Below are 22,893 nucleotides of genomic sequence, written 5' to 3' on the forward strand. Positions count from 1 at the left end.
TTAAGCTTTTTTAATCGTATTGAAACCCTTGCAACGAGGCTATGGCAGCCATTCCGCCGGTAACATTGTGGAGGTTGCCGTAGCCTTGTTCTTCTAAATAATTGCAAACGGCCGCACTGCGTACCCCATGCGCGCATACTATATATAACGGTTTGTCGTCCGAAATGGTTCCGAGACTGTAGGGGATCGTATTCATGGGTATTAACCGGGATGATTCCAGATGATAATAATCCCATTCGTAAGCTTCGCGTACGTCGATGATTTGCTCCGGTTCAATCTGTCCGTCCGCAAGCATGCGCAGCAGCAGCTCCGGATCCAATTCCTTCCACTCAATCAATGCCTTTCTCTCCCCTGACCTCTTAATATCTCTTGTAATGCTTTGAATCATAACGAAAATTTCACATTTGATCAAGTTTATACATTGCATTTGTCCACCACCTTGCTATAAAATAATAACGGTTGTCCATATCGGTTTAATCACGTTTCGTATTGATATAAATCGTGCTTTTTTTCACACATCGGAGACAACAACTGCCATTTACGATTGCCCGCAATTTAGACGAACCTCTCGTCCGGCTCGCTCTCGTTACTGTGCCGGGACGGGGTTTTTTGTTTTAGCAACAACGATCAGAATACAAATGGACGTGAAGTGCCGACATAAGAAGCAAACCCCTGTTTGCTCCTTATGTCGGCACTTCACAAAAATTTTAGGAGGCAATCTACATATGTTTAAAGTGTTAGTATCGGATCCCATCAGTGATCTGGGCATTCAACAGCTTGTAGACGCGCAAGATGTAGCAGTCGACAAAAAGCCCGGACTAAGCGAAGACGAATTGGTGAGCATTATCGGCGAATACGACGCCCTGCTCGTGCGCAGCCAGACACGCGTAACACCGCGTATTATGGAAGCAGGCAAACAGCTCAAGGTTGTAGGCCGCGCAGGCGTAGGCGTAGACAATATCGATTTGGAAGCAGCAACTCAACGCGGTATTATCGTTATCAATGCACCAGACGGCAATACGATTACAACCTGTGAGCATACTTTTGCCATGATGATGGCGGTTGCCCGTCACATCCCGCAAGCCTACCTGAAAACCGTTGGCGGCGTTTGGGACCGTAAATCGTTCCTGGGCGTTGAGCTTCGCAACAAAACCCTTGGTGTTCTTGGCATGGGCCGTATCGGCAGCGAAGTTGCAAAACGCGCTAAAGCATTTGGCATGGAAATCATGGGTTATGACCCGTTCATGACGGAAGAGCGTGCAGAGAAGCTTGGCATTAAGCTGGCTACCGTTGACGAAATCGTTCGCAACGCGGACTTCATGACGGTTCATACTCCGCTTACTCCGGAAACCCGTCACATGATCGGCAAGAAACAATTCGAAGTTATGAAGCCTGGCATGCGCATTATCAACTGTGCGCGCGGCGGAATCATCGACGAGCTTGCCCTTGTCGAAGCAATCGATGCCGGCATCGTAGCCGGCGCGGCATTCGACGTATTTGAAGTGGAGCCTCCTGCAGAGGACCATCCATTCCTGAAGCATCCTAAAATCATCGTAACTCCGCATCTTGGCGCTTCCACGGTTGAAGCTCAAGAGAACGTGGCAATCGATGTATCGGAGCAAGTCTTGCACATCCTGCGCAATGAGCCGTTCAGCAATGCGGTTAACATGCCTCCTATCCCTGCTAACCTGCAAAGCAAGCTGCAGCCATACTACTCGCTGGGCGAGAAGCTCGGCAGCCTGGTTGCGCAAATTACGGAAGGTGCCGTACAGGAAATTACCGTGCGTTACTCCGGCGAGCTTGCAGAGGTAGATACACAGCCGCTGACTCGTTACATTGTAAAAGGCGTGCTCTCGCATCACCTTGGCTCCGACCAAGTAAACGTCGTTAACTCGATGCACCTTGCTAAAGTTCGCGACTTGAACATCGTTCAGCAAAAATCCCAGGCTTCCAAAGATTTTACGAACCTGGTAACGGTATCGCTCCGCACGAAACAAGAAGAGCGTATCGTAGCTGGCACACTGCTTACCGGTTACGGCGAGCGCGTCGTTCAAATCGACAAGTTCCCGGTTGACGTTACGCCGGAAGGCAACCTGATCCTGATCTCCCACAACGACAAACCGGGCATCATCGGCCGCGTTGGTACGCTTCTTGGCAACAACGACGTGAACATCGCTACGATGCAGGTAGGTCGTCAGCTCGCTGGCGGTTCCGCGATCATGGTTCTTACTGTTGATAAAAACGCAGGCAAAGACATCCTTGAGCAATTGACTAGCCTGCCTGAACTGAATACAGCAAAAGAAATTACATTGTTCTAGTAAAAAAACGCCGGGCATGAAGCTGCGATCAGCTTATGCCCGGCGTTTTTACATGCTTTTTTGTTAAATGAGAAGCATGCGCCGGAAAAACCCAAGCTTATGGCTTAACGCTCTCATAAACTGATGATGTGTATCCCGAGACCTTCCTTCCCGAAGGTCATTTTTTATTTTCCGCCAGGGTCTTGAGCCATTCGGCAATCAGAACAACCACGATACCCAGAAGCTTAACAAGATTAACGTGACGATAACGGTAATCGGTATGACAACTATCGTAACTTTCAAGTACTGGCCCCAGCTTATTTTTACGCCGCCTTTTCTAAGGATGTGCATCCACATAATCGTTGCAAGCGTGCCTATCGGAAGGATAAGCGATCCCATATCGCTGCCGATGACACTTGCGAGGTAAGAGATCTTAAGCGTAATCGGATCAAGTCCCATGTTGGTTAACGTCAATGTTCCTACCATTAATGCCGGGTGATTGTTGAACAGGTTGGACAGGATCGTCAGCAGCAGTCCCATGAGGACGCTGGCGTGCACCAGACTGCCGGCGACAAGCGGCTGCAACAATTGGATAAGCCACTCCGTAAGGCCAAGATTTCGCAGGCCATAGATGATGACATACATCCCGAATGCAAAAACCAGTATATACCATGGCGTTTTCTTAATCATATCCACAGGCGGAATCTTCAGATAAATCCATCGCCAAGCGAGCAGTATAGCAGATCCGATAACCGCCATCAAAGATACCGGGAAATGAATATATGACGCAACAAACAGGCTTGCACGCACGCAGAAAACGAATATCAGCACATTGCGCATGAATTTCGTGCTTCTAACTTTGACTTCATTGGATTCTCCCTTAAGTGGATGGCCGCCTGGTTTTAAGCTCCACGGTGCTACTGGAGGCAGTTTTTTCGGAAGGGTACGGTAAAAAAGGATAAAGAGGATAACTGTCATAAATGCGAGGCCAAGGGAAGCAGGAACGAACATCATCGCCGTATGCATATAGAGATCCATATGAACGATCTTGAGAGCAATGAGATTGACAATATTGCTGACTCCGATCGGTGCGCTGGATGCTGTCGCGACAAGTGCGCCGGAAATCAAATAGGGGATTTTTTGATGATTTTTAAGTCCCATGCTATTAAGCAGCATTAATAAAATTGGGGTCGTAATGAGAATACTGCCATCATTGTTTACGAATAACGTCATTAGAAAACAAAATAGGTTCGTCAGCCAAAATAACCGGATGCCCGATCCCCTTGCTTTCCGAACCAAAATCTCGGCAGCCCATTGAAAAAAACCGAAGCTTTCTAATACGATAGCCATTACGATCGTAGCTATAATCGTAATCGCTGCTCCGCTTATCGTTTCCGTGATCTCTCCGAGGTTGGCCAAAGATACGGTTCCGGTTAAAAGTATGATTACGGCTCCCACGGATGCCGGAATCGCTTCATTAATATTGGGTTTCCAGAATATAAAGCCAATCGTAAGGAAGAAGGTACAAATGGTAATGATCGTCATTAAATCATTCATGCTCTAACCTCTCTTCATGCTCAACTCACTCATTTCATTATTAATCTAGAAATCTAGCTTTTCATGCTTTCATAGATACACTCCCTTCACTCGAACTGGTTATAAGTAACGATATACTGTATTTATATGTACATGATAAATAGCTCGTACTGGTCTATCACCCGAGCTCTATGAAAACCATCTTCTATCTGTAATTGATAGATATCCCCTAATGATATTTACCGGGTATCCCCGCTTTTGCTTTTCCCCCGCCACACCACTTCATGGTGTGGCATTTGTCTTTTCGCGGCCAGCGCGAAGCGCGCACGGCCGAGGGGCTCGCGAGGGGTTAGGGGGAACGCTCCTCTCGGAGCGCAGCGTCCGCCTTTGTCGTGTCCATTGCCTCCCCCGGCCCAATTCCAATCAAAGGCAATGGACCGGCAACAGCGGCCGAAGGAGCGTTCCCCCGGTGCCCGAGCTATCCAGCCCCTCCTTAAATGCCATATCCGGCGACAAGCACTCCGCCGCGAAACAACAAAAACCACATCATGTTCCACGAACAACAAGATTAATCCCCCTCATTCAACAAAAAAACGCCCCCCGAAGGGAGCGTATTGACATCTATTGATTGGATTCGACAGGCAGCAGCAAGGTGAATGTCGTGCCTTTTCCAAGGACGCTGTCGACTTCAATGCGGCCGTTATGCTGCGTAATTATGTTTTTAACGATGGCAAGTCCAAGTCCTGTACCGCCCGATGCACCGCGTTTGCGGGCCTTGTCGGCTTTGTAGAATCGTTCGAAGATATAAGGCACATCCTCGCTTGGGATCCCTTGCCCTTCATCCGCTACAATCAGCTTTACAAACTTAAGGTTGTTGATCGCAGCCAATTGACCTGCTATCTTAATGGATTTGCCGGCTGGCGTATGACGAAGCGCATTATCCATCAGATTCGTCAATACCTGCTCAATCCGGTCTTCGTCCGCTTCGCGTACGGCAAGCGGCGTATCCGGAAGATCGGCAATCAAGCTGACGTCGCGTTCCTTCGCATACACCTGGAACTTCCGGTGAACCCGGCGGATGACATTGCGCAGATCGAATTCCTGCAGGCTAAGCTCCACGTGACCGGCTTCCATCCGGGCCATGTCAAGGAAGTCGTTAACGAGTCTGCCCATCCGAAGCGATTCATCGTAGATAACCTGGACGAGCTCTTTCCTTTCTTCCGGCGAAGCAACGATATCGTCGAGCAGCGCTTCGCTGTATCCCTGCAGCATGGAGAGCGGCGTTCGGATCTCGTGCGAAACGTTCGCGACAAAATCCCGGCGCAGCTTCTCAAGCTTATGCTCCTCCGTTACATTCCGGATCACGGCAACCGCACCGCGGACAACCCCGTCATTTTGCAGAGGGGCCATCACAACGGACCATACGTTGTTGATAACCTGTACTTTATTGGTACAGTCGCGTCCGGATTGCATCACGCGCTCAAACGTATCGCGCAGAGGGCCGGGCACGCTGTGGAACGGAGGCGCTTCTTCCTCTTCCCAATCGATGTCCATCTCCAGATCGGACCAGCGGCTTACCAGCATATGCCCCGGCGGGTTCGTCAGAATGACCTCCCCATCGGCGTCAAACGTGATCACCGCATCCCCCATACTCCGCAATATGCTGGACAGATGCTCTTTCTCGTGATTCAAATCATCGATCAGCGTACCTAACTGCTCGGTCATATGGTTAAAGGTTTTGGCCAGATCGCCGATTTCATCCGAAGACCGGATTTGCACCCGCGTCTTATAATTGCCGCCTGCGATGGAATCCGCCGCTCTCTTCAACTGCAGCAAAGGCTGTTGAATCCTAGACGATAAGAAGAAAGCAAAGAACGTAGATAGCAGGAAGCCAAGAATTGCCACCACAATAAACAGCACTTTTATCTGATGCTGGGAATCTTTAAAGGCAATATCGATATACTGGAGCAGGAACGTCCCGAGAATAACAAGGACAAGGGCGACGAGAAACATAATCGTCCACCACAGCTTCCCGACCACTGTATGCAGGGCGAAATGCCCCCAGCGCTTAAGCAGCCTCATTACTTCGGCACCTCAAGCTTGTATCCGACGCCCCATACCGTTGTAATCATGGAAGCCGCATCGGGCGATACTTTGTTCAATTTCTCGCGAAGACGTTTCACATGAGTGTCAACCGTCCGAAGATCGCCAAAGAACTCATAGTTCCATACATCCTTCAGCAGCTCTTCGCGCGAGAAAACTTTGTCAGGCGATACGGCCAGGTAATGAAGCAGCTCGTATTCCTTTGGCGTTAAGCTGACCTCTTGTCCGCCGGCCGATACGCGGTGCGCATCATGCTCGATAACAAGATGAGGGAATACGATGTTGTTGCTCGAGTTCACTTCTTTTGTCAAAAAGGCCGTAGCCGACGAGCGGCGCAAAATCGCCTTCACCCGATAGATGACCTCCCGGGGACTAAACGGCTTGACGACATAGTCGTCTGCGCCAACCTCGAATCCTTGCACCCGGTTCATTTCTTCCCCTTTGGCCGTGAGCATAATTACAGGCGTTGCTTTTACTTGCCGCAAACGGGAGCACACCTCCACGCCGTCAATGCCCGGAAGCATGACATCGAGCAGAATAAGCGCATAATCGGTTACGGTAGCGAGCCGAAGCGCCGTCTCACCGTCTTCCGCTTCATCGATTAAATAGCCTTCCTTCTCCAAATACATTTTCAGCAAACGACGAATCCGTTCCTCGTCATCTACCACAAGAATACGGCTTGCATAGTCGGACATGCGGTGTTGCTCCTTTCAAAACAATTTCTATAAGATATTATACGCCTGCGTAGGAGTGTAAACCAGCGATGACAAGGTTAACCCCAACCAAGGTGAATAGAATGACGACAAAGCCGATAACCGCGAGCCAAGAAGAACGTTTGCCCTGCCAGCCGCGCGATAAACGGAAATGCAGATAAGCGCTGTAGTACAGCCAGGAGATAAGCGCCCATACTTCCTTCGGATCCCATCCCCAGAAGCGGCCCCACGCGATATTCGCCCATATCATCGCGAAGATAAGCGCGCCTAACGTAAAGACCGGGAAGCCGATGGCGATTGCCCTGTAGCTGATCTCGTCGAGATCATCCGGATCAATGTCTCCCATAAGCGGATGAATAACGGCGCCGATCCGTTTGCGGAACAAGAGACGAATAAGGCCGTAAAGAATCGAGCCCGCAATAACCGACCAGATAACCGTATTAAGCTTGCGTCCGGCGTTAACGCCTTTCATCCAGCTAGGCGCTTCAAACAGCGGCTTATCCATGCCAAGGAAAGAATCCATATGGTCTGCCGTGCTGTTATAAGGCTTTACGATTGGCGGCAGCGTATATTCCGCCGTATCCGTCGAGGAGTGATCCACGCCTTTGCTGTCGATCGTGACATTCTCTTGCGTAAAGGTAGCCTGATACCCTGCCCCTCTGAAAATAAATACAATCGCGATGAATCCAATGACAAGAACAATCGTATATAAAGAGAATTCTACCCAAAACTGATCCCGTTTAGCTTCCTTCGAGGTTTGCTTGAAATCAACCACGCGAAGCAAGTACATCAGACCGGCCGCAAAACCTACGGCGAAGAAGGCTTCGCCAAGCGCGGCGGTCGTTACGTGCACTTTCAGCCAGATGGAGCTTAGCGCCGGAATAAGCGGCTGCACTTCCTGCGGGAATACCGAGGCATAAGCAACAACCAGGACGACCAGCGGCAAAGCGAACATCCCGAGCAAGGGCTTGCGGTAGATCGCGTATACGATTGTAAACGCGATCATAATAGCCATGCCAAGGAAGGTAATAAATTCGTACATGTTGCTTGTCGGAATTTGGCCGCTTCCGATCCACCGTGTAAAGAAGAAGGTCAGATGAGCGATAAGGCCAAGCGTCGAGGTGACGAACGAAATTCGCGACCAGCGTTGTTCATGCTTAATCGGATCGCGATTGCTCCATTTTTTCCCTGCAATCGTTACCACATAGAACAGGAATGCAAAGCAATACAGGAAGAAGGCGGCGATAAAGGCATCGCTGCTGAAATCGACATAACTCACGCGTTATTCCCTCCGTTATCGAGCGACTTCGGATCTACGTCAATTCCGGATTTCCGGAGCGCGTAAGCCACGTCTGCTCGCATGCCGTACCAGTTTTTGTTTGTATGCGCGCCAAGCGACAGCTTGCCGTCATCTATGCGCAGCCAAATCCGGCGGTGCTGCCAATAAGAGCCTAGCAGCAGGCCAAGCATCGAAATGGCGGCGCCGTACCAGACATAAGTCAAAGCTTTATCTTTGCGGACATTCAGATAGGTGGAGGCTTCGGCAAAATGAACGTTTTCCATGCCGTTTACCTTGATCTCCAGTTTGTCCGCGATGGAAGCATTAAGCTTGTCCTGATCAAACTTTTCTTTATCCTTTTGCATCGGGAAATAAATATAAGGCTGGCCTTTCTCCGGCAAGCCGGGACCCGTAATCAAGAAAATAAAAGCAGGCGCATTCGGATCCCGGCTGAGCGTAACGGGTTCCCCGTCTTCCCCGATACCGAATTCCATGTAATTGGCGGCAAGCTTCATTTTGTAAGGCCCAAGCGTATAATCCAGCGGCGCATCCTTCATCGGAAGCTCAAACGGTCCGTAAGATTCTCCTGTTTCCTTGTTTATAAGAACTGGGCTTACGCTCTTCAGCTTAGGCGTTACGTCGTAATCGAACTGATACAGCTTGATTCCGTCGTATTTAAGAGGATGGTTGACCAGGATTTCCTGTTTCTTTATTTCCTTCAGAACCGGTTCGCCTGCGGCATTGTCCCCGCAATTTTCCGTGCATTTATAGAGGATCGCGGCCGTCTCGTAACGCTTTGCGCGGATCGTTCCTTTGAGCTCGGGCGGCAGTTCTTCATCCTTGTAATACTCGACGGAGAACTTCTCGTTCTTCACAAAGTAATTCGTACCTTCGATTTGCACCGTATCGCCATCGGGAATACTGACGTAACTGTCCATTTGCCATCCCGGAAGACTCCGGGCAAGGATAGCCAGCAGGAACAAGATAAGACCGATGTGATTAATATAAGGACCCCAGCGGCTGAAACGGTTCTTCTCGGCAAGCATGGCCGTACCGTCTGTATGGATCTTGTAATGCTTTTTCTTCAGATGCGCGGAGAACTGCTTGACCCATTCTTCCGCGTCACCTTCCAGCTGACCGCTGTAAACCGCCTTTTGTCTGTTAATAAAACGCAGATGCTTGCGGATTTGCTGTTTGCTGAGCGCTCTATACAGCGGCAACACGCGGTCGAGGCTGCAGATGACGAGCGATGTGCCGATCATGACCAGCAGCGTAATAAACCACCATGAATCGTATGTATGAGACAAGCCTAGCTTATAATAAATCTTGCCGGGCAGCCCGTAGGTTTCCTCGTAATACACGGAAGGCTTGAAATTGTTCAAGAAGGACCCTTCCTGAGGGTAGATCGTACCCAGCATAGCCGTTACCAGCGTAATTACGATTAAGTAAACGGCGATTTTGACGGACGAGAAGAAATTCCAAATTTTATCGATCGGGTTCGGATTGCTCTTCTGCGACCGGCGAGCAACACCGTCGTAACGCATTTCAAGAGGGGCATCATTCTCTGCGTCTTCCATGAGCGGCTTGCCGCAGCTCTCGCACAAGACCGTTCCAACCGCATTCTGATGCCCGCATTCGCATTTCGTGTTATGTAGCGATAACACCGTGAAACCTCCTAGTCAGCTTTACTGCAGCAGTTTGTCTACACGGGAATCGATGTCCTGCTCGCTCATCCCGCCTACAAATACATCCAGAATGGTCCCGTCCGGCTTGACAAAAAAGGTTGTCGGGTAGGATTCCAGCCCGTATTTCCGCTCCGTCTTTCGGTTCACGTCGCGCAATATCGGATAACTCAGGTCAAATCTGCGCACGAAGTTGTTAACCGTAAGCGTATCTTCGCTTAGGTTGATCGCAAGCACCTCAAGACCCGAGTCCTTCCATTTCTCGAACTGGCGCTCGAATTCCGGCATTTCCTTCACGCAAGGCGGGCAGAAGCTCCCCCAGAAGTTAATGACAACGGCCTTGCCTTTATAATCGGAAAGATTGTGCGTATTGCCCTGCAAATCGGCCAGCGTAAACTCGGGCGGCTGTTCCCCGATCTTCGGGATCCCTTCGTCCCTAGCGGCGAATAGGGTATTGCCAATGGCATATCCGCCTACAACTAGCACGGCAAGCAGAATGACAATTTGCACCGTTTTTCGATACTTGCCCATTCCCGTCCCATCACCTACATTTCACCATTGATGTCAGCTAATAATACACTCATTATAACGAAAAATGGGCGGCAATAACCGCTGCCGCCGTTTACTTTTTATGAACTTTATGTGTCTTGCGAGCCTGGTCCCGAAGCTCCTTAACCTCAACCGGAGTAAGGTGTCTGAACTGTCCTCTGGCTAGCGTGCGAAGACCAAGTTCGCCGAATTTCACGCGTCTCAGCTTCAGAACCGGATGCTTGATCGCATCAAACATGCGGCGCACCTGACGATTGCGTCCCTCGTAGATCGTAATGCGGATGGTCGACATATTTTTCTCTTCGTCGATATCCTGATATTCGACCTCCGCTGGCGCCGTCATGCCATCCTCCAGCATAACGCCCTTCTTCAGCTGATCCAGAAGCGATCCGTGCGGTACGCCTTTTACGGTTGCGTAATAGGTCTTAGGCACGTGATGACTCGGATGCGTAAGGAGGTTAGCGAACTCCCCGTCATTCGTAAGAAGCAGCAGTCCTTCCGTATCGTAATCCAAACGTCCGACCGGATACACGCGCTCTCTGATGCCGGGCAAAAAATCAGCCACCACTTTGCGCCCTTGCGGATCCTTGGCGCTTGTGATGACACCTCTTGGTTTGTTCAGCATCAAATAGATTTTTTTCTCGCTGCGGATCGGCTTGCCATTCACCGTAATTTCATCCGTTGCCGGATCCGCTTTTACTCCGAGCGTCGTCACTTTCTCGCCATTGACCTCAACGGCACCGGCAAGAATAAGCTCTTCGCATTTTCGACGGGATGCGACGCCCGCTTGCGCTAATATTTTCTGTAAACGTTCCAATGCTTTCACCTCAACCTCCATCATAACGATATGGGAGGGAAAGCACAAGCGCGAGCTACTTGAATATGTACATGCAGATCATAATTGCGGCCAAAAATCCGACTAAATCCGAGAATAAGCCCACTTTTAACGCGTATTTGGTCTTGCGGATGCCAATGGCGCCAAAATAAACCGTCAGCACGTAAAGGGTTGTATCCGTGCTGCCTTGAATCGTGGACGCAATGCGGCCAATCATGGAATCCGGTCCATGCGTGGCGATAAGATCGGCCGTAAATGCAAGCGAGCCCGCTCCCGTAAGCGGCCGCAAAATGCCTAGAGGCAAAACTTCCGTCGGAATACTGAGCCAATCAAACAACGGACGCACGGCGCCAAGCATCAAATCCATGGCGCCAGACGCGCGGAACATACTGATGGCTACCATCATGCCAACCAAGGAGGGAATTATGTTAATGGCCGTGCCAAAGCCGTCTTTTGCGCCTTCTACAAAGGTTTCGTAGACAGGGACTTTCCGGAATGCCGCATATAAAGGAATAAATACGATAATGGCGGGAATAAGCCAAGCCGAAACGCGGGTAAACCACTCAAACACGATCGCCACCTCCCTTAACCGTCGAGACGGCCGATATCGGAGGATCCATGGCAGTATGAGCCGGCAATGCCTTGCCGGATGTTTTATCCGAGGTGTATTGTTTATTTGCCGGAGGCGGTCCCGACCTCCTGCGGTACCATCGGTCCGCAAGAATAGCGGCGCCTGTCGCAACAAAGGTTGCCGCAAGCGTCGTACCAACGATCTCCGCAGGATTAGCCGAACCGTAATTCATCCGGATTGCAATTAAAGTAGTAGGAACAAGCGTAATGCTGGACGTATTTAACGCAAGAAGCGTGCACATAGCGGGCGTTGCCGTCTCTTGATCCGGATTAAGCTTTTGCAGCTCCTGCATGGCTTTAATCCCCATTGGCGTGGCGGCATTGCCTAATCCGAACAGATTAGCGCTCAGGTTGCTCATTATATAGCCCATTGCCGGATGATTGGCCGGAACGTCCGGGAATAACCAGCGTACAACCGGACTCAACAGCTTGGCCATTTTTTTCAGCACCCCTGCATCCTCCGCAATCCGCATCATCCCCAGCCAGAATACCATAATGCTGATTAACCCGAAGCTGATGGTCACCCCGGATTTGGCGCCATCGAATGCCGCCTGCGTCACCGCATCAATCCGTCCGTTAACAGCCGCCACAACCACGCTTACAACAATAAAAAACAACCATATCCAGTTCACCATAATTGGCTTACCTCCCCCGATTAGCCAAGCGTAAACGGCTGCAATAAGCAGCATTCGTTTCGCGTGCGAAATACAAGCCGTGTAAATGGCCTATATTTCAAAATAGTGCACCGATAACAGCAGTTATCGAATGTATGAAGCTTTCATGCCCTCTGGAAGCTTTTTTGTAATCGAGAAGCAATGCGGCATCCGACATCGGCTTGCGTTCGGGCAGGCTCATTCTCGCGCTTCCGATATCGTAAACGGGAATGGATCCGATTTTCTTTTCGTTTAAATACCATTCAAGCGCACCGCGTTCCCCAAGCTTATAGTTCATCGTTGCCATATCAAGAACGACCAGCCGAGATTGCAGACTGCCCCGCTCCTCTTCGGCTAACGGATAATAAAAGGAATTACCTACGGCTAACGGATACCCGGCAATCGATTGACCTTTGCTTGCCACTTCCATCAGCGGATAATGTTTAAAGCCCCAGTCCAGCATCTGACTGTGATCTACCCAGTCGTCGCGGTCATTCAGGGTAACGGCAGCCAGCTGCTGTCCGTTACGTGTCGCCGAGCTGACCAGACAGCGCAGCGCTTTTTTGGTATAACCCGTTTTAACGCCATCCGCACCCTCATACATCGCCAGCATTTTGTTTTTGTTCGTCCAGCTGTATTGCCACTTCTCATGAGGATTCGGAACGCTTTTGACCTTGGTGCTCACGATTTCGGCAAATACGGGATTACGGAGCGCGTATGCCGTCAGCTTGGCAAGGTCATTGGCGGATGAGTAATGTCCTTCTGCATCCAGACCATGCGGGTTTTTGAATTGGGTATTCGTCAAACCAAGCATTTCGGCTTTCTCGTTCATAAGATGGACAAAACCTTCCTCCGAGCCTCCTACATGCTCGGCGATTGCCGTCGCCGCATCATTGCCTGAACGCAGCATAAGACCGTATAGCATATTGAGAAGGGTCATTTCCTCGCCCAGCTGCAGATAAATGGAAGAGCCTTCTTTGCCAACTGCTCTGTTGCTTGTCTTCACTTGATCTGACAGTTTGCCATGCTCGATCGCAACAATCGCCGTCATGATTTTGGTCAGACTGGCAATTCGCATCGATTGGTCTCCATTCTCGCTATAAAGAATTCTGCCCGACTTCACATCAACCAACGCCGAGGCATTTGCGCTTGTGCGATACGGATTTGGCGCCGCGTGCACGGGTGCTGTAAAGCTTGTCCCCCAAATCAAACTTGCCGCCCATAAGGCGATTCCTATTCGGCGAAGCTGTCTTCCTATCACGTCTTTCGCTGCTCCTTTCCTATCGTCAGCCCTCACCTTGTACAGTATATGCTTAGAAGGGGCAAATTAAGACATGCCCTAAAACGAAAAACTGCCCTTGCGGGCAGTTTCCCTAGATGAGGGTGTCGTTACCATCTGTGATATAGTCATGATGTTCATGTTTGTTGGCTGATGTCCTGAACATATGCTGCACTTTATCGAATACGACAGGAGCCGAATCGATAATGCGCTCCATCAGATGCGTTTGGTTATCAAGCGGTACAATCTTCACGCCATGCGTGCCAACCACAAGAAAGGCAATTGGGGTAATCGAGACGCCTCCGCCGCTGCCGCCGCCAAACGGACCCGCAACCCCGGCATTATGATGGTTGTGGCCATCGGATGACGACGACGAGTGATCATGCGAAGTTGAACCGTCAAAGCGGATATCGCTGCCGCCAGCCACGAAGCCGAAGCCAACCTTGGAGATCGGCATAATAATGCTGCCGTCCGGCGTTTGAACAGGATCGCCGACGATCGTGTTAACGTCGACCATCTCTTTGATATTTTCCATTGCGGTCTGCATGAGGCCTTGAATCGGATGTTCTGGCATTGTGACTCCTCCTGAAGTGAATTTGTGTTTGTGCGTAAAGGATGAGGACTCGCCTACACTTTTGGTATTCTGCTCATTCCGGTAACGGACTATGTATGAAACCAACCGTCAGTCTTGAATTAGCCCTAAGCGTTTTATGCTTTAAACAGCAAGCTTCGCCAAGCCTGAACGCCTTCTTTTGCATTCCTGAGGCGAACAAGGAGGTGCAAGCCTGCCATGATGGCATTGCCCAATCCAATTTTGGCGATACAATTCCATTCCGTTCGGAAGCAAGCCTGCGCATACACGGGCTGCACATCCACTCTCGGCTCGGCCCTCAGCTTCACGAATTGGGATAACACGCCCAAGGTCGTTGTTTTGACCGACCAGAGCGCACCCGTCGCCATTGCTGTCCACATCGCATCTCCCGTGCCTACGGCAGTCGACCACTTCCACTCTTCCAGCCTGATCTTCGCTAACGTTTGTTTGGCCCAATGAGAGAGATTGTACGTCAATGCAGCGGCTCGTTTATATTTCTCGATTCCAGCCATTACGCGGTGAGTGTCAATTTCATCGTGCTTCTCGTCCTTGCTGCTCATACCGATGCTTGTACCCATTAAATGCTCATGCAGACGGATCGCCTTGCCGCTGAAATCAATCGAGCGAATCTTCAGCTTATAGCGCAATAATCCGAAGAGCGCCTTGAAATTGATCTCGATGTCGTCATTTTCCCCATCGCGTCTCATCTCTCCCTGGATCGTAACCGGCGATACCAAGGCAATGAGAAGGAAAAGCACAATAATGAGACCGGCCGCGAGTACCCAAATATACGGATAACCGATCATTCCATGCTTCCTCCAGCTTTATGAAAAATAGGTTACTTGTAGTATGGCTTGGCTATCGGATTTCATGCACCCCCTCAGAATACAAGGCTGTTAAGAGTAAATCTGGTAATGTTCTAGATTGATAGACAAAAAAAATAAACCGTACAGATTAATCTGTACGGTTTATTTAACGAACGATTATTTAAACGCCGGAACGATTGCCCCCGCATATTTGTCTTCGATAAATTTCTTCACATCCGGGGATTGCAGAGCCGCAGCCAGCTTCTTCATGGCATCGGAATCTTTGTTGTCCGGACGGGCTACCAGAATATTTACGTATGGCGAATCGCTGCCTTCGATGAATATTGCATCCTTCGTAGGAACAAGATCCGCTTCAAGCGCAAAGTTGGAGTTGATCAGAGCAAGATCGACTTCACCCAAAACGCGCGGAAGAGTAGCGGCTTCTACCTCGGTAATTTTCAGGTTTTTCGGATTTTCGGTAATGTCGTGCACGGTTGCGGATACGCCTACGCCGTCTTTCAGCTTGATCACATTATTAGCGGCAAGCAGCTGAAGCGCGCGGCCGCCGTTGGTCGGGTCATTCGGAATAACCACTTTAGCGCCGTCTTTCAGTTCATCCGCGCTTTTGATTTTTTTGGAATAAGCGCCCATTGGCTCAATGTGAACGCCCGCAACGCTTACAAGGTCGTAACCTTTGTCTTTGTTGAATTGGTCAAGGTACGGCGTGTGCTGGAAGAAGTTTGCGTCCAGTTCTTTCTCGTACAATTGCGTATTCGGCTGAATATAGTCGTTGAATTCCATGACTTCAAGATTAATGCCTTGTTCCTTCAAGGCAGGCTTGATGAAATTAAGAATTTCAGCATGCGGTACCGGCGTTGCGCCAACCTTCAAGGTTACTTCTTTTACTTCATTGCCGCCATTGCCGGCAGAAGTGTTGTTCGTGCCGTTCTCTTCTTTCTTAGCGCCGCATGCGGATAACGCGATGACAAGCGTAAGGGCAAGCAGGATAAAACCAAATTTCTTCATTTCCCTTTCCTCCATCTTCTGTATGTTGCTTCTATGATGTCCACCTTACTTCCGGCTGAACCGGCGAACCAAATGGTCGCCTGCCATCTGCAGGAGTTGAACCAAAATAATGAGCATGGCTACCGTTACGATCATAACGCTAAGCTGGAATCTTTGATAACCGTAGCGCAGGGCAAGATCACCTAGCCCGCCGCCGCCAATAACGCCGGCCATCGCCGTATAAGATACAAGCGTAACGGCCGTAATCGTAATTCCCGCCAGCAAGCCCGGTCTTGCTTCAAGCAGCAGGACGCGTCTGACGATATCCCATCTGGAAGCGCCCATTGCCTGCGCTGCCTCAATAACTCCCTTGTCCACCTCGCGGAGAGACGTTTCAACCAACCTGGCGAAAAACGGCGCTGCCGCAACGACAAGCGGCGGAATCGTGCCTTGTACGCCTAGCGTTGTACCGGTCAGGAGCTTTGTCATCGGCATGATCAGAATCATTAGAATGACAAACGGTACCGACCGCAGGATATTAACAACAAACGATAATAAACCATACACGACAGGCTGTTCCAGCAGCTGCTTTCTGGAGGTCAGGAAAAGGATGATCCCGATTAACAAACCGAGAATGACGGTAAATAGCAGCGAAGCGCCAATCATCGTCAAGGTGTCTTTGGTTGCCGGCCAAATATCTTCCCAGCGCACCTGGCTCCAGTCAATGTTCTGCTTCAGCATCATTTCAAATCACCTACTTCCAGCCCTTTCGCCCGAAGCTCGTCTAGCACCCTGTCAATTTCACCGTCATCGCCGATAAATTCGATGACCAGCTGCCCATAGGGCGTATTTTTCATGCGGGAGACGGTTCCCTGCAGGATCGTAAATTGAACCGAGGTCGATTTGACTGCGTTAAACAGCAGCGGCTCGTACGTAATCTCGCCAACGTAGTTGATTTTGATAAGGCGGCCGCTCCTCGTGTCAATAAGCTCGCGCGGATCGAAGGAGTCCGCAATCTGGCTGACGAAATCCTTCGTAATCGAATGCTGCGGCTTCAGGAAGACATCGAGGACATCCCCCATCTCGACGATCTCGCCGCCGTCAATAACGGCAACGCGGTCGCAGATTGCGCGGATCACATGCATCTCGTGCGTAATAAGCAGAATCGTGATGCCCAACTTTTGATTAATGTCCATCAGAAGCGACAGAATCGCGTTTGTCGTCTGCGGATCAAGCGCCGAGGTAGCCTCGTCGCACAGCAGCACATCCGGGTTGTTCGCCAGCGCTCTGGCGATCCCCACGCGCTGCTTCTGACCGCCCGAGAGCTGCGCCGGATATTTATCCGCATGCTGCTCCAGCCCTACAAGCTTAAGCAGCTCGTCGACCCGTTGTTTAACGGCTGTTCTTGGCAGCTTCGCAAGCTCAAGCGGAAACGCGATATTATCGCGCACAGTCGCCATCGACAAGAGATTAAAGTGCTGAAATATCATTCCGATTCTGCGGCGTTCCTTCTGCAGTTGCGTGGACGACAGCCGGGTCAGCTCCACTTCGCCTACCTTCACCGTCCCCGACGTCGGGCGCTCCAGCAAATTCACGCAGCGGAGCAAAGTGCTCTTGCCTGCCCCGGAATGTCCGATAATGCCGAATATTTCACCTTTATTAATGGTCAGGCTTATATTTTTAACAGCTTCCACGCTATTTCCGTAAGTTTTTCTTATGTCCAGAAGCTCAATCAGTGGTATTACCTCCTGCTATCCATCGTATGCCATTACAGCTAGAATCCCCTGTTCAAACAGGTTCATCCTTTCCTTTAAAAAAAGGACAACCGCCATTATAACCAACTTTCAATGCAATTGTCACTAGATAAAAAAGTAAAAAGGTCCGTTATCCCGCTTCAGCGGGAAATAACGGACCAATTGTTCAACATTTCGACCATTCTTTAGAAAAACCTGACAATCCGGTTATTCCTTGTCGTCATGAACCGGAATAAACTCGTCAATCGTTGTTTGGCGTTCGCCCAGACGCTCGAACAGCATTTGCGTCTGTTCCTCGAGCGCCTCTTCGATATCGACTTGTTTAGGCTCCGGCAAGGCTTTAATATTCGGCAATCCAAAATAATCCAGGAATGATTTCGTGGTTCCGTATAAAATCGGCCTGCCGATTGCCTCGGCCCGTCCGACCTCCTCAATTAAATCCTTGGACACAAGCGATTGAATCGCCCGATCGCTCTTGACGCCCCGGATCTCCTCAATATCGATACGGGTTATCGGCTGGCGATAGGCCACAATGGATAAGGTCTCAAGCGCAGCCTGCGACAGCTGGGAACGCGTAGGCGTATACGCCATGCGTTCAAAGTAGGCGGCATGGTCCGGATTTGTGGTCATCCGGTACGCCCCGGCTACCTCCGTTACCTGCACCCCGCGCTGCTCGCGAGACAGATCCCTGTGAAGGTCGTACACAAGATCCGCTGCCAGATCAGCCTCAAGCTGCAAAATATCGGCTAACTGCCGTTTGTTTAGTCCTTCGTCGCCCGCCATGAATAACAGGCCTTCAATAATCGATTTCAACTTCGGATAATCCATTGTCCGCCGCTTCTCCTCTCCAATGAATGACGATGTCATCAAACAGCTGATGCTGGAAGCAGCGAATATGTTTCATCTTCATCAGCTCCAGAATAGCAAGGAACGTCACAACAACCTCATGCTTGTTCATATTCTCGCGGATCAGACGGGAGAACCGTACGGTCTCGAACTGCTTCAGAACCTCAACAATGTCCCGAATCCGGTCCTTAACCGAGATTTCATCCCTCTGCACGGTTGCCACGATATTGCGTCGCGCCGCTCTGCGCAGCGCCCGCTGGAATGCGGCAATCAGATCGGATATATGCAAGCCCTCGAGCGGATTGACGATCTCTTCTTTCATATACGGCGTCATATCATCCGGCTCTCGGGAATAAATAAGGCTGCGCTCCAGTTCCTTCTCCCGAAGCTGCTCTGCAATTTGCTTGAATTTACGATATTCGACCAGCTTCTGAATAAGCTCGTCCCTCGGATCAAGCCCGTCATCCGGCCACTCTTCATAGAAATCCTCGAACACGGGAGGTTTGGGCAGCAGCTGATTGCTCTTGATGGCCAGCAGCGTAGCGGCCATAACAAGGAACTCGCTTGTCAGCTCCAGCTCCAATTCCTTCATCGCATTTAAATAATCCATGTATTGATCCGTTATTTCACTAATCGAAATCTCGTGGATGTCGATTTCTGACTTATCGATAAGATGAAGCAGCAAATCGAGCGGTCCTTCAAAGGATTCCAACTTGTAGTGCATCGTCACTTCTTACGATCCCCCTGCCATGCGCAAATGGCTGACGTCCTATAACAAGTAACGCAGCATAATTTGAGCTATTACTCTAATTATGCAGTAATTTCGACAAATTTGCCATCTCTATTGCAGAAACAGCCGCTTCATAGCCTTTATTTCCCGCTTTTGTGCCCGCACGCTCAATGGCTTGCTCGATCGAATCCACCGTCAATACGCCAAAAATCGTTGGCACGCCTGTTTTCAGGGCGATTGCGGCTACGCCTTTTGCTGCTTCGTTGCACACGTAGTCAAAGTGCGGAGTTGATCCCCGGATAACGGCGCCAAGCGTAATAACGGCATCGTATTTTCCGCTTTCCGCCATTTTTTGCGCGATAAGAGGAATTTCGAATGCGCCCGGCACCCAAGCGATATCCACGTCGTTATCTTGCGCGCCATGGCGCTTGAAGCCGTCAAGTGCACCGCTGAGCAGCTTACCCGAGATAAATTCGTTAAAACGTCCTACAACTACCCCAAATCGAAGTCCTTCCGATACTACGCTTGCTTCAAATACGTTTGGCATGTTAAGCCCTCCTGGTCATTATGTTTAATATTTTAGCTTGCTTTATTTCTTGCCGCCTTCGCGAATTTCAATTGGTACCCGTTCCACGATCTCGATTCCGTGACCCTCAAGGCCTCTGATCTTGCGCGGGTTATTCGTGAGCAGGCGCATTTGGCGGACACCCAGGTCACGCAAAATTTGAGCACCCACGCCGTAATCGCGAAGATCCATCTTAGGCTTAACCTCTTCTTTATCCGCGCCTTGGTCAAGCTGGGCATAATTTTTCAGCTTGTTCACGAGTCCTTGACTGTCCTGGCGCATATAAAGAAGAATGCCGCTGCCTTCCTCATTGATTTGTTCCAGCGCCGACTGCAGCTGCGGGCCGCATTGGCAGCGGTGCGAATGGAAAACGTCCCCCGTCAGGCATTCCGAATGGACGCGGACAAGCACCGGCTTATCAGAAGCAATCTTGCCTTTGACAAACGCGATATGCTCTTTGCCGTCTGCCTGATTGGAGAAGGCAATCGCCCGGAAGTTTCCGAAGTCCGTTGGCATGTCAACCTCTACGATGCGGTCGACAAGCTTTTCCATGGCGTTGCGGTAAGCAATCATTCCTTGGATGGTAATCAGCTTCAGGTTATGCTTCTCCTTGAAAGCGATTAGATCCGGAAGGCGGGCCATCGTCCCGTCCTCTTTGATTATCTCGCAAATGACTGCAGCGGGCTCCGAGCCGCACATGCGCGCGAGATCGATTCCGGCTTCCGTATGGCCCGCGCGGCGAATGACGCCGCCATCCTTCGCTACCAGCGGGAAAATATGTCCCGGCTTGCGGAAATCCGTTGCTTTCGTCGCCGGGTCAATCAATGCTTTAACCGTCTGCGAGCGCTCGTAAGCCGAGATGCCCGTCGTCGTGGATACGTGATCCACGGATACCGTAAAAGCCGTGCCGTGATAGTCGGTATTATGCTGAACCATCGGCGGCAGATCAAGCTGCTCGGCGCGCTCCCGCGTAATAGGGACGCAGACCAAGCCGCGTGCTTCCGTAATCATGAAATTAATAACTTCCGGCGACGCGGTCTCCGCCAGGGCAATCAAATCTCCCTCATTCTCGCGGTCCTCGTCGTCCACTACGATAATCGGCTTGCCGGCCTTCAAATCCTCCAGCGCGGCTTCCATCGAGTCAAACAGATCTTCTTGCAGTTCCAACTCTTGTCTATTCATCAATTTCCCTCCCTGCTATCCGGTTACCCTGGTGTTTACAAAAAACCATTTTCGCTTAAAAAAGCTGCGCTGAGCTTTGATTCGGTCCGCCCGGAAGAACCCGGTCTGCCGGAGGGTTTGTAATGCAGCAGATGATCGACGTATTTGCCGATGACATCGCATTCGATATTAACCGAATCGCCGGCTTTCTTGTTCATCAGCGCGGTTTCTCCCAACGTATGCGGGATCACCGATACCGAGAAGCCAGTGGCATTGGTACCGACTACCGTTAGGCTGATTCCGTCAATCGTAATAGAGCCCTTCGGAATGACATACCTCATCATTTCGTCGTCAGACAGCCGTATGGCGAATACAACCGCGTTCGCATCCGTCTCCCGGCCGGTGATCACGCCAACCCCGTCGACATGCCCCTGCACGATGTGACCGCCGAACCGCCCCCCGGCCATCATCGCCCGCTCCAGATTCACGTCCTGGCCTGGGCGGAGCTGATGCAGATTGGACTTCCGGTAGGTTTCCGGCATCACGTCCGCGTCAAACGATGTCCGGTCGAAGGCAATGACGGTTAAACACACGCCGTTTACGGAAATGCTGTCGCCAAGGGCAACGCCTTCCGTAACCTTGGAAGCTTCTACCGTCAGAACCATCGCTTCGCCTTGCTTCTTAACCCGTCTTAAAGTGCCAACTTCCTCAATCAGGCCGGTAAACACGGGCACTCCCCCAATCTATTCATTACCATATACCGGATATCCCGATATGCAAATATCTTCTCCTGCCATTTCCACCTTCACATTGTCCAGTTCAATGGCCTGCGACATTTTCTCGAACCCGGCGAACGTAAAGGTGCCGGGGGAGTCAAAACCGCCGATAATCTTGGTTGCCATGTAGATCATGATCTTATCGATTAGTCCGGCTTCCAGCATGGCGCCGTTAAGCTTGCCGCCGCCCTCCAGAAGGATCGAACCAATCTCCAGCTCGCCAAGCTTGCGCATCGCTTCAGCCAGATCGACCTGCTCGCCGTCGCCGCATCGGATGACCTCAACGCCGGCTTCGGTGAGCGCCTTCTCGCGAGCCGGATCAGCTTTCGCAGAAGCGAGTACAATCGTGCGGGATAAGCCATCCGTCACTACCCTTGCGTCCTGCGGCAGCCGAAGCTTGCTGTCCACGATAATCCGAACCGGATGTATCGCCGGAACAGCCGCGCGGGTCGTAAGCTGAGGATCATCCGCCAGCAAAGTTCCGATGCCCACCATAATCGCCTCGTGCTGGTGGCGCAGTGTATGCACCTGTTCGCGAGCGGCTGAGCCCGTAATCCAGCGGCTGTCTCCCGTATGGGAAGCGATTTTGCCATCCAGCGTGCTTGCCGTCTTCAGCGTTACGTAAGGCAGCCGGGACGTAATATACTTGTTGAATTTCTCGTTCATGCTCCGGGATTGCTCTTCTAGCAGTCCAACCTCTACCTCGATGCCTTCCTCCCGGAGACGCGCGATCCCTCTGCCCGCAACCTGCGGATTGGGATCCGTGGTCGCCACAACGACGCGGGCAGCCTTCGCATTAATAATGCGCTCGCAGCATGGCGGCGTTTTGCCGTAATGGCTGCACGGCTCTAGCGTTACATACACCGTGGCCCCTTCCGCTTCGTCGCCGGCCATCTGCAGCGCATGCACCTCCGCGTGACCAGTTCCCCGCTTAAGGTGGGTACCAACGCCAATAATGCGTCCATCCTTCACTACGACGCAGCCGACAACCGGATTAATGCCGGTCTGCCCGGAGGCTTTGGCGGCTAGCTCAAGAGCAAGATTCATATAATACGAATCGTTTAAAATTTCCATAAATGCAAAAACACCCCCATTAGCCAGC

General features: G+C 50.8%; 23 protein-coding genes. 1 reads left to right on the forward strand and 22 read right to left on the reverse strand.

Annotated elements, in window-relative coordinates; genetic code table 11:
* Positions 1–10 precede the first annotated feature (10 nt).
* A complete protein-coding gene (locus PGL01S_RS10415) occupies positions 11–337 on the reverse strand; it encodes a rhodanese-like domain-containing protein (protein ID WP_244935562.1) in 327 nt (108 codons plus the stop codon).
* Between the two features lie 388 nt (positions 338–725).
* Between PGL01S_RS10415 and serA the strand changes: the two genes are divergently transcribed.
* Positions 726–2,318 (forward strand): phosphoglycerate dehydrogenase, encoded by a 1,593-nt coding sequence (serA, locus tag PGL01S_RS10420; RefSeq protein ID WP_127494240.1) that lies wholly within the window; start codon positions 726–728, stop codon positions 2,316–2,318.
* Positions 2,319–2,516: 198 nt separating this feature from the next.
* On the opposite strand, the gene PGL01S_RS10425 is transcribed toward serA, so the two are convergent.
* The 21 genes from PGL01S_RS10425 to ribD form a co-directional block, all read right to left on the reverse strand.
* Positions 2,517–3,854: an arsenic transporter gene (locus tag PGL01S_RS10425; protein WP_127494242.1), complete on the reverse strand. Its 1,338-nt coding sequence runs from the start codon at positions 3,852–3,854 to the stop codon at positions 2,517–2,519.
* 600 nt (positions 3,855–4,454) lie between these two features.
* Positions 4,455–5,915, reverse strand: coding sequence for a HAMP domain-containing sensor histidine kinase (locus PGL01S_RS10430; RefSeq protein WP_127494245.1), 1,461 nt, complete (start codon positions 5,913–5,915; stop codon positions 4,455–4,457).
* Positions 5,915–6,631, reverse strand: a complete 717-nt coding sequence (locus tag PGL01S_RS10435; protein WP_015843966.1) for a response regulator transcription factor — start codon at positions 6,629–6,631, stop codon at positions 5,915–5,917. The genes PGL01S_RS10430 and PGL01S_RS10435 overlap by 1 nt, the downstream gene beginning before the upstream one ends.
* Before the next feature lie 37 nt (positions 6,632–6,668).
* A complete protein-coding gene (ccsA, locus tag PGL01S_RS10440; RefSeq protein ID WP_127494247.1) occupies positions 6,669–7,928 on the reverse strand; it encodes a cytochrome c biogenesis protein CcsA in 1,260 nt (419 codons plus the stop codon).
* Positions 7,925–9,592 (reverse strand): cytochrome c biogenesis protein ResB, encoded by a 1,668-nt coding sequence (gene resB, locus PGL01S_RS10445; RefSeq protein ID WP_127494249.1) that lies wholly within the window; start codon positions 9,590–9,592, stop codon positions 7,925–7,927. The genes ccsA and resB overlap by 4 nt, the downstream gene beginning before the upstream one ends.
* Before the next feature lie 21 nt (positions 9,593–9,613).
* Positions 9,614–10,141: a redoxin domain-containing protein gene (locus tag PGL01S_RS10450; RefSeq protein WP_127494251.1), complete on the reverse strand. Its 528-nt coding sequence runs from the start codon at positions 10,139–10,141 to the stop codon at positions 9,614–9,616.
* A 91-nt stretch (positions 10,142–10,232) separates the two neighbouring features.
* On the reverse strand, positions 10,233–10,976 hold the full coding sequence (locus PGL01S_RS10455) for a pseudouridine synthase (RefSeq protein ID WP_127494253.1): 744 nt from the start codon (positions 10,974–10,976) through the stop codon (positions 10,233–10,235).
* Between the two features lie 55 nt (positions 10,977–11,031).
* Complete coding sequence (locus tag PGL01S_RS10460) at positions 11,032–11,565, reverse strand: spore maturation protein (RefSeq protein WP_127494255.1); 534 nt, start codon at positions 11,563–11,565, stop codon at positions 11,032–11,034.
* The gene (locus tag PGL01S_RS10465) at positions 11,558–12,259 is read right to left on the reverse strand and encodes a nucleoside recognition domain-containing protein (protein ID WP_127494257.1); all 702 of its coding nucleotides are present in this window, start codon (positions 12,257–12,259) and stop codon (positions 11,558–11,560) included. Before PGL01S_RS10465 ends, PGL01S_RS10460 begins: the two co-directional genes overlap by 8 nt.
* Before the next feature lie 97 nt (positions 12,260–12,356).
* A complete protein-coding gene (locus PGL01S_RS10470; RefSeq protein ID WP_373864156.1) occupies positions 12,357–13,487 on the reverse strand; it encodes a D-alanyl-D-alanine carboxypeptidase family protein in 1,131 nt (376 codons plus the stop codon).
* 163 nt (positions 13,488–13,650) lie between these two features.
* Entirely contained in the window at positions 13,651–14,130 is a 480-nt protein-coding gene (ytfJ, locus tag PGL01S_RS10475) for a GerW family sporulation protein (RefSeq protein ID WP_127494261.1), read from the reverse strand.
* Between the two features lie 134 nt (positions 14,131–14,264).
* The gene (locus tag PGL01S_RS10480; protein WP_127494264.1) at positions 14,265–14,954 is read right to left on the reverse strand and encodes a DUF2953 domain-containing protein; all 690 of its coding nucleotides are present in this window, start codon (positions 14,952–14,954) and stop codon (positions 14,265–14,267) included.
* Between the two features lie 177 nt (positions 14,955–15,131).
* On the reverse strand, positions 15,132–15,980 hold the full coding sequence (locus PGL01S_RS10485) for a MetQ/NlpA family ABC transporter substrate-binding protein (protein WP_127494266.1): 849 nt from the start codon (positions 15,978–15,980) through the stop codon (positions 15,132–15,134).
* Positions 15,981–16,025: 45 nt separating this feature from the next.
* Complete coding sequence (locus PGL01S_RS10490; RefSeq protein WP_218032362.1) at positions 16,026–16,703, reverse strand: methionine ABC transporter permease; 678 nt, start codon at positions 16,701–16,703, stop codon at positions 16,026–16,028.
* Complete coding sequence (locus PGL01S_RS10495) at positions 16,700–17,695, reverse strand: methionine ABC transporter ATP-binding protein (protein WP_127494268.1); 996 nt, start codon at positions 17,693–17,695, stop codon at positions 16,700–16,702. Before PGL01S_RS10495 ends, PGL01S_RS10490 begins: the two co-directional genes overlap by 4 nt.
* A 225-nt stretch (positions 17,696–17,920) precedes the next feature.
* Complete coding sequence (scpB, locus tag PGL01S_RS10500) at positions 17,921–18,541, reverse strand: SMC-Scp complex subunit ScpB (RefSeq protein WP_127494270.1); 621 nt, start codon at positions 18,539–18,541, stop codon at positions 17,921–17,923.
* On the reverse strand, positions 18,510–19,289 hold the full coding sequence (locus tag PGL01S_RS10505; RefSeq protein WP_127494272.1) for a segregation and condensation protein A: 780 nt from the start codon (positions 19,287–19,289) through the stop codon (positions 18,510–18,512). Before PGL01S_RS10505 ends, scpB begins: the two co-directional genes overlap by 32 nt.
* Positions 19,290–19,365: 76 nt before the next feature.
* Positions 19,366–19,836: a 6,7-dimethyl-8-ribityllumazine synthase gene (gene ribH, locus PGL01S_RS10510; RefSeq protein ID WP_015843951.1), complete on the reverse strand. Its 471-nt coding sequence runs from the start codon at positions 19,834–19,836 to the stop codon at positions 19,366–19,368.
* 42 nt (positions 19,837–19,878) lie between these two features.
* The gene (ribB, locus tag PGL01S_RS10515; protein WP_127494274.1) at positions 19,879–21,036 is read right to left on the reverse strand and encodes a 3,4-dihydroxy-2-butanone-4-phosphate synthase; all 1,158 of its coding nucleotides are present in this window, start codon (positions 21,034–21,036) and stop codon (positions 19,879–19,881) included.
* A gap of 35 nt (positions 21,037–21,071) precedes the next feature.
* Positions 21,072–21,743, reverse strand: a complete 672-nt coding sequence (gene ribE, locus PGL01S_RS10520; protein ID WP_127494276.1) for a riboflavin synthase — start codon at positions 21,741–21,743, stop codon at positions 21,072–21,074.
* A gap of 15 nt (positions 21,744–21,758) precedes the next feature.
* Entirely contained in the window at positions 21,759–22,865 is a 1,107-nt protein-coding gene (ribD, locus tag PGL01S_RS10525) for a bifunctional diaminohydroxyphosphoribosylaminopyrimidine deaminase/5-amino-6-(5-phosphoribosylamino)uracil reductase RibD (RefSeq protein ID WP_127494278.1), read from the reverse strand.
* Positions 22,866–22,893: the final 28 nt, after the last annotated feature.

Origin of the sequence: Paenibacillus glycanilyticus NBRC 16618 (assembly GCF_004000805.1) — a bacterium.
GTDB lineage: Bacteria > Bacillota > Bacilli > Paenibacillales > Paenibacillaceae > Pristimantibacillus > Pristimantibacillus glycanilyticus.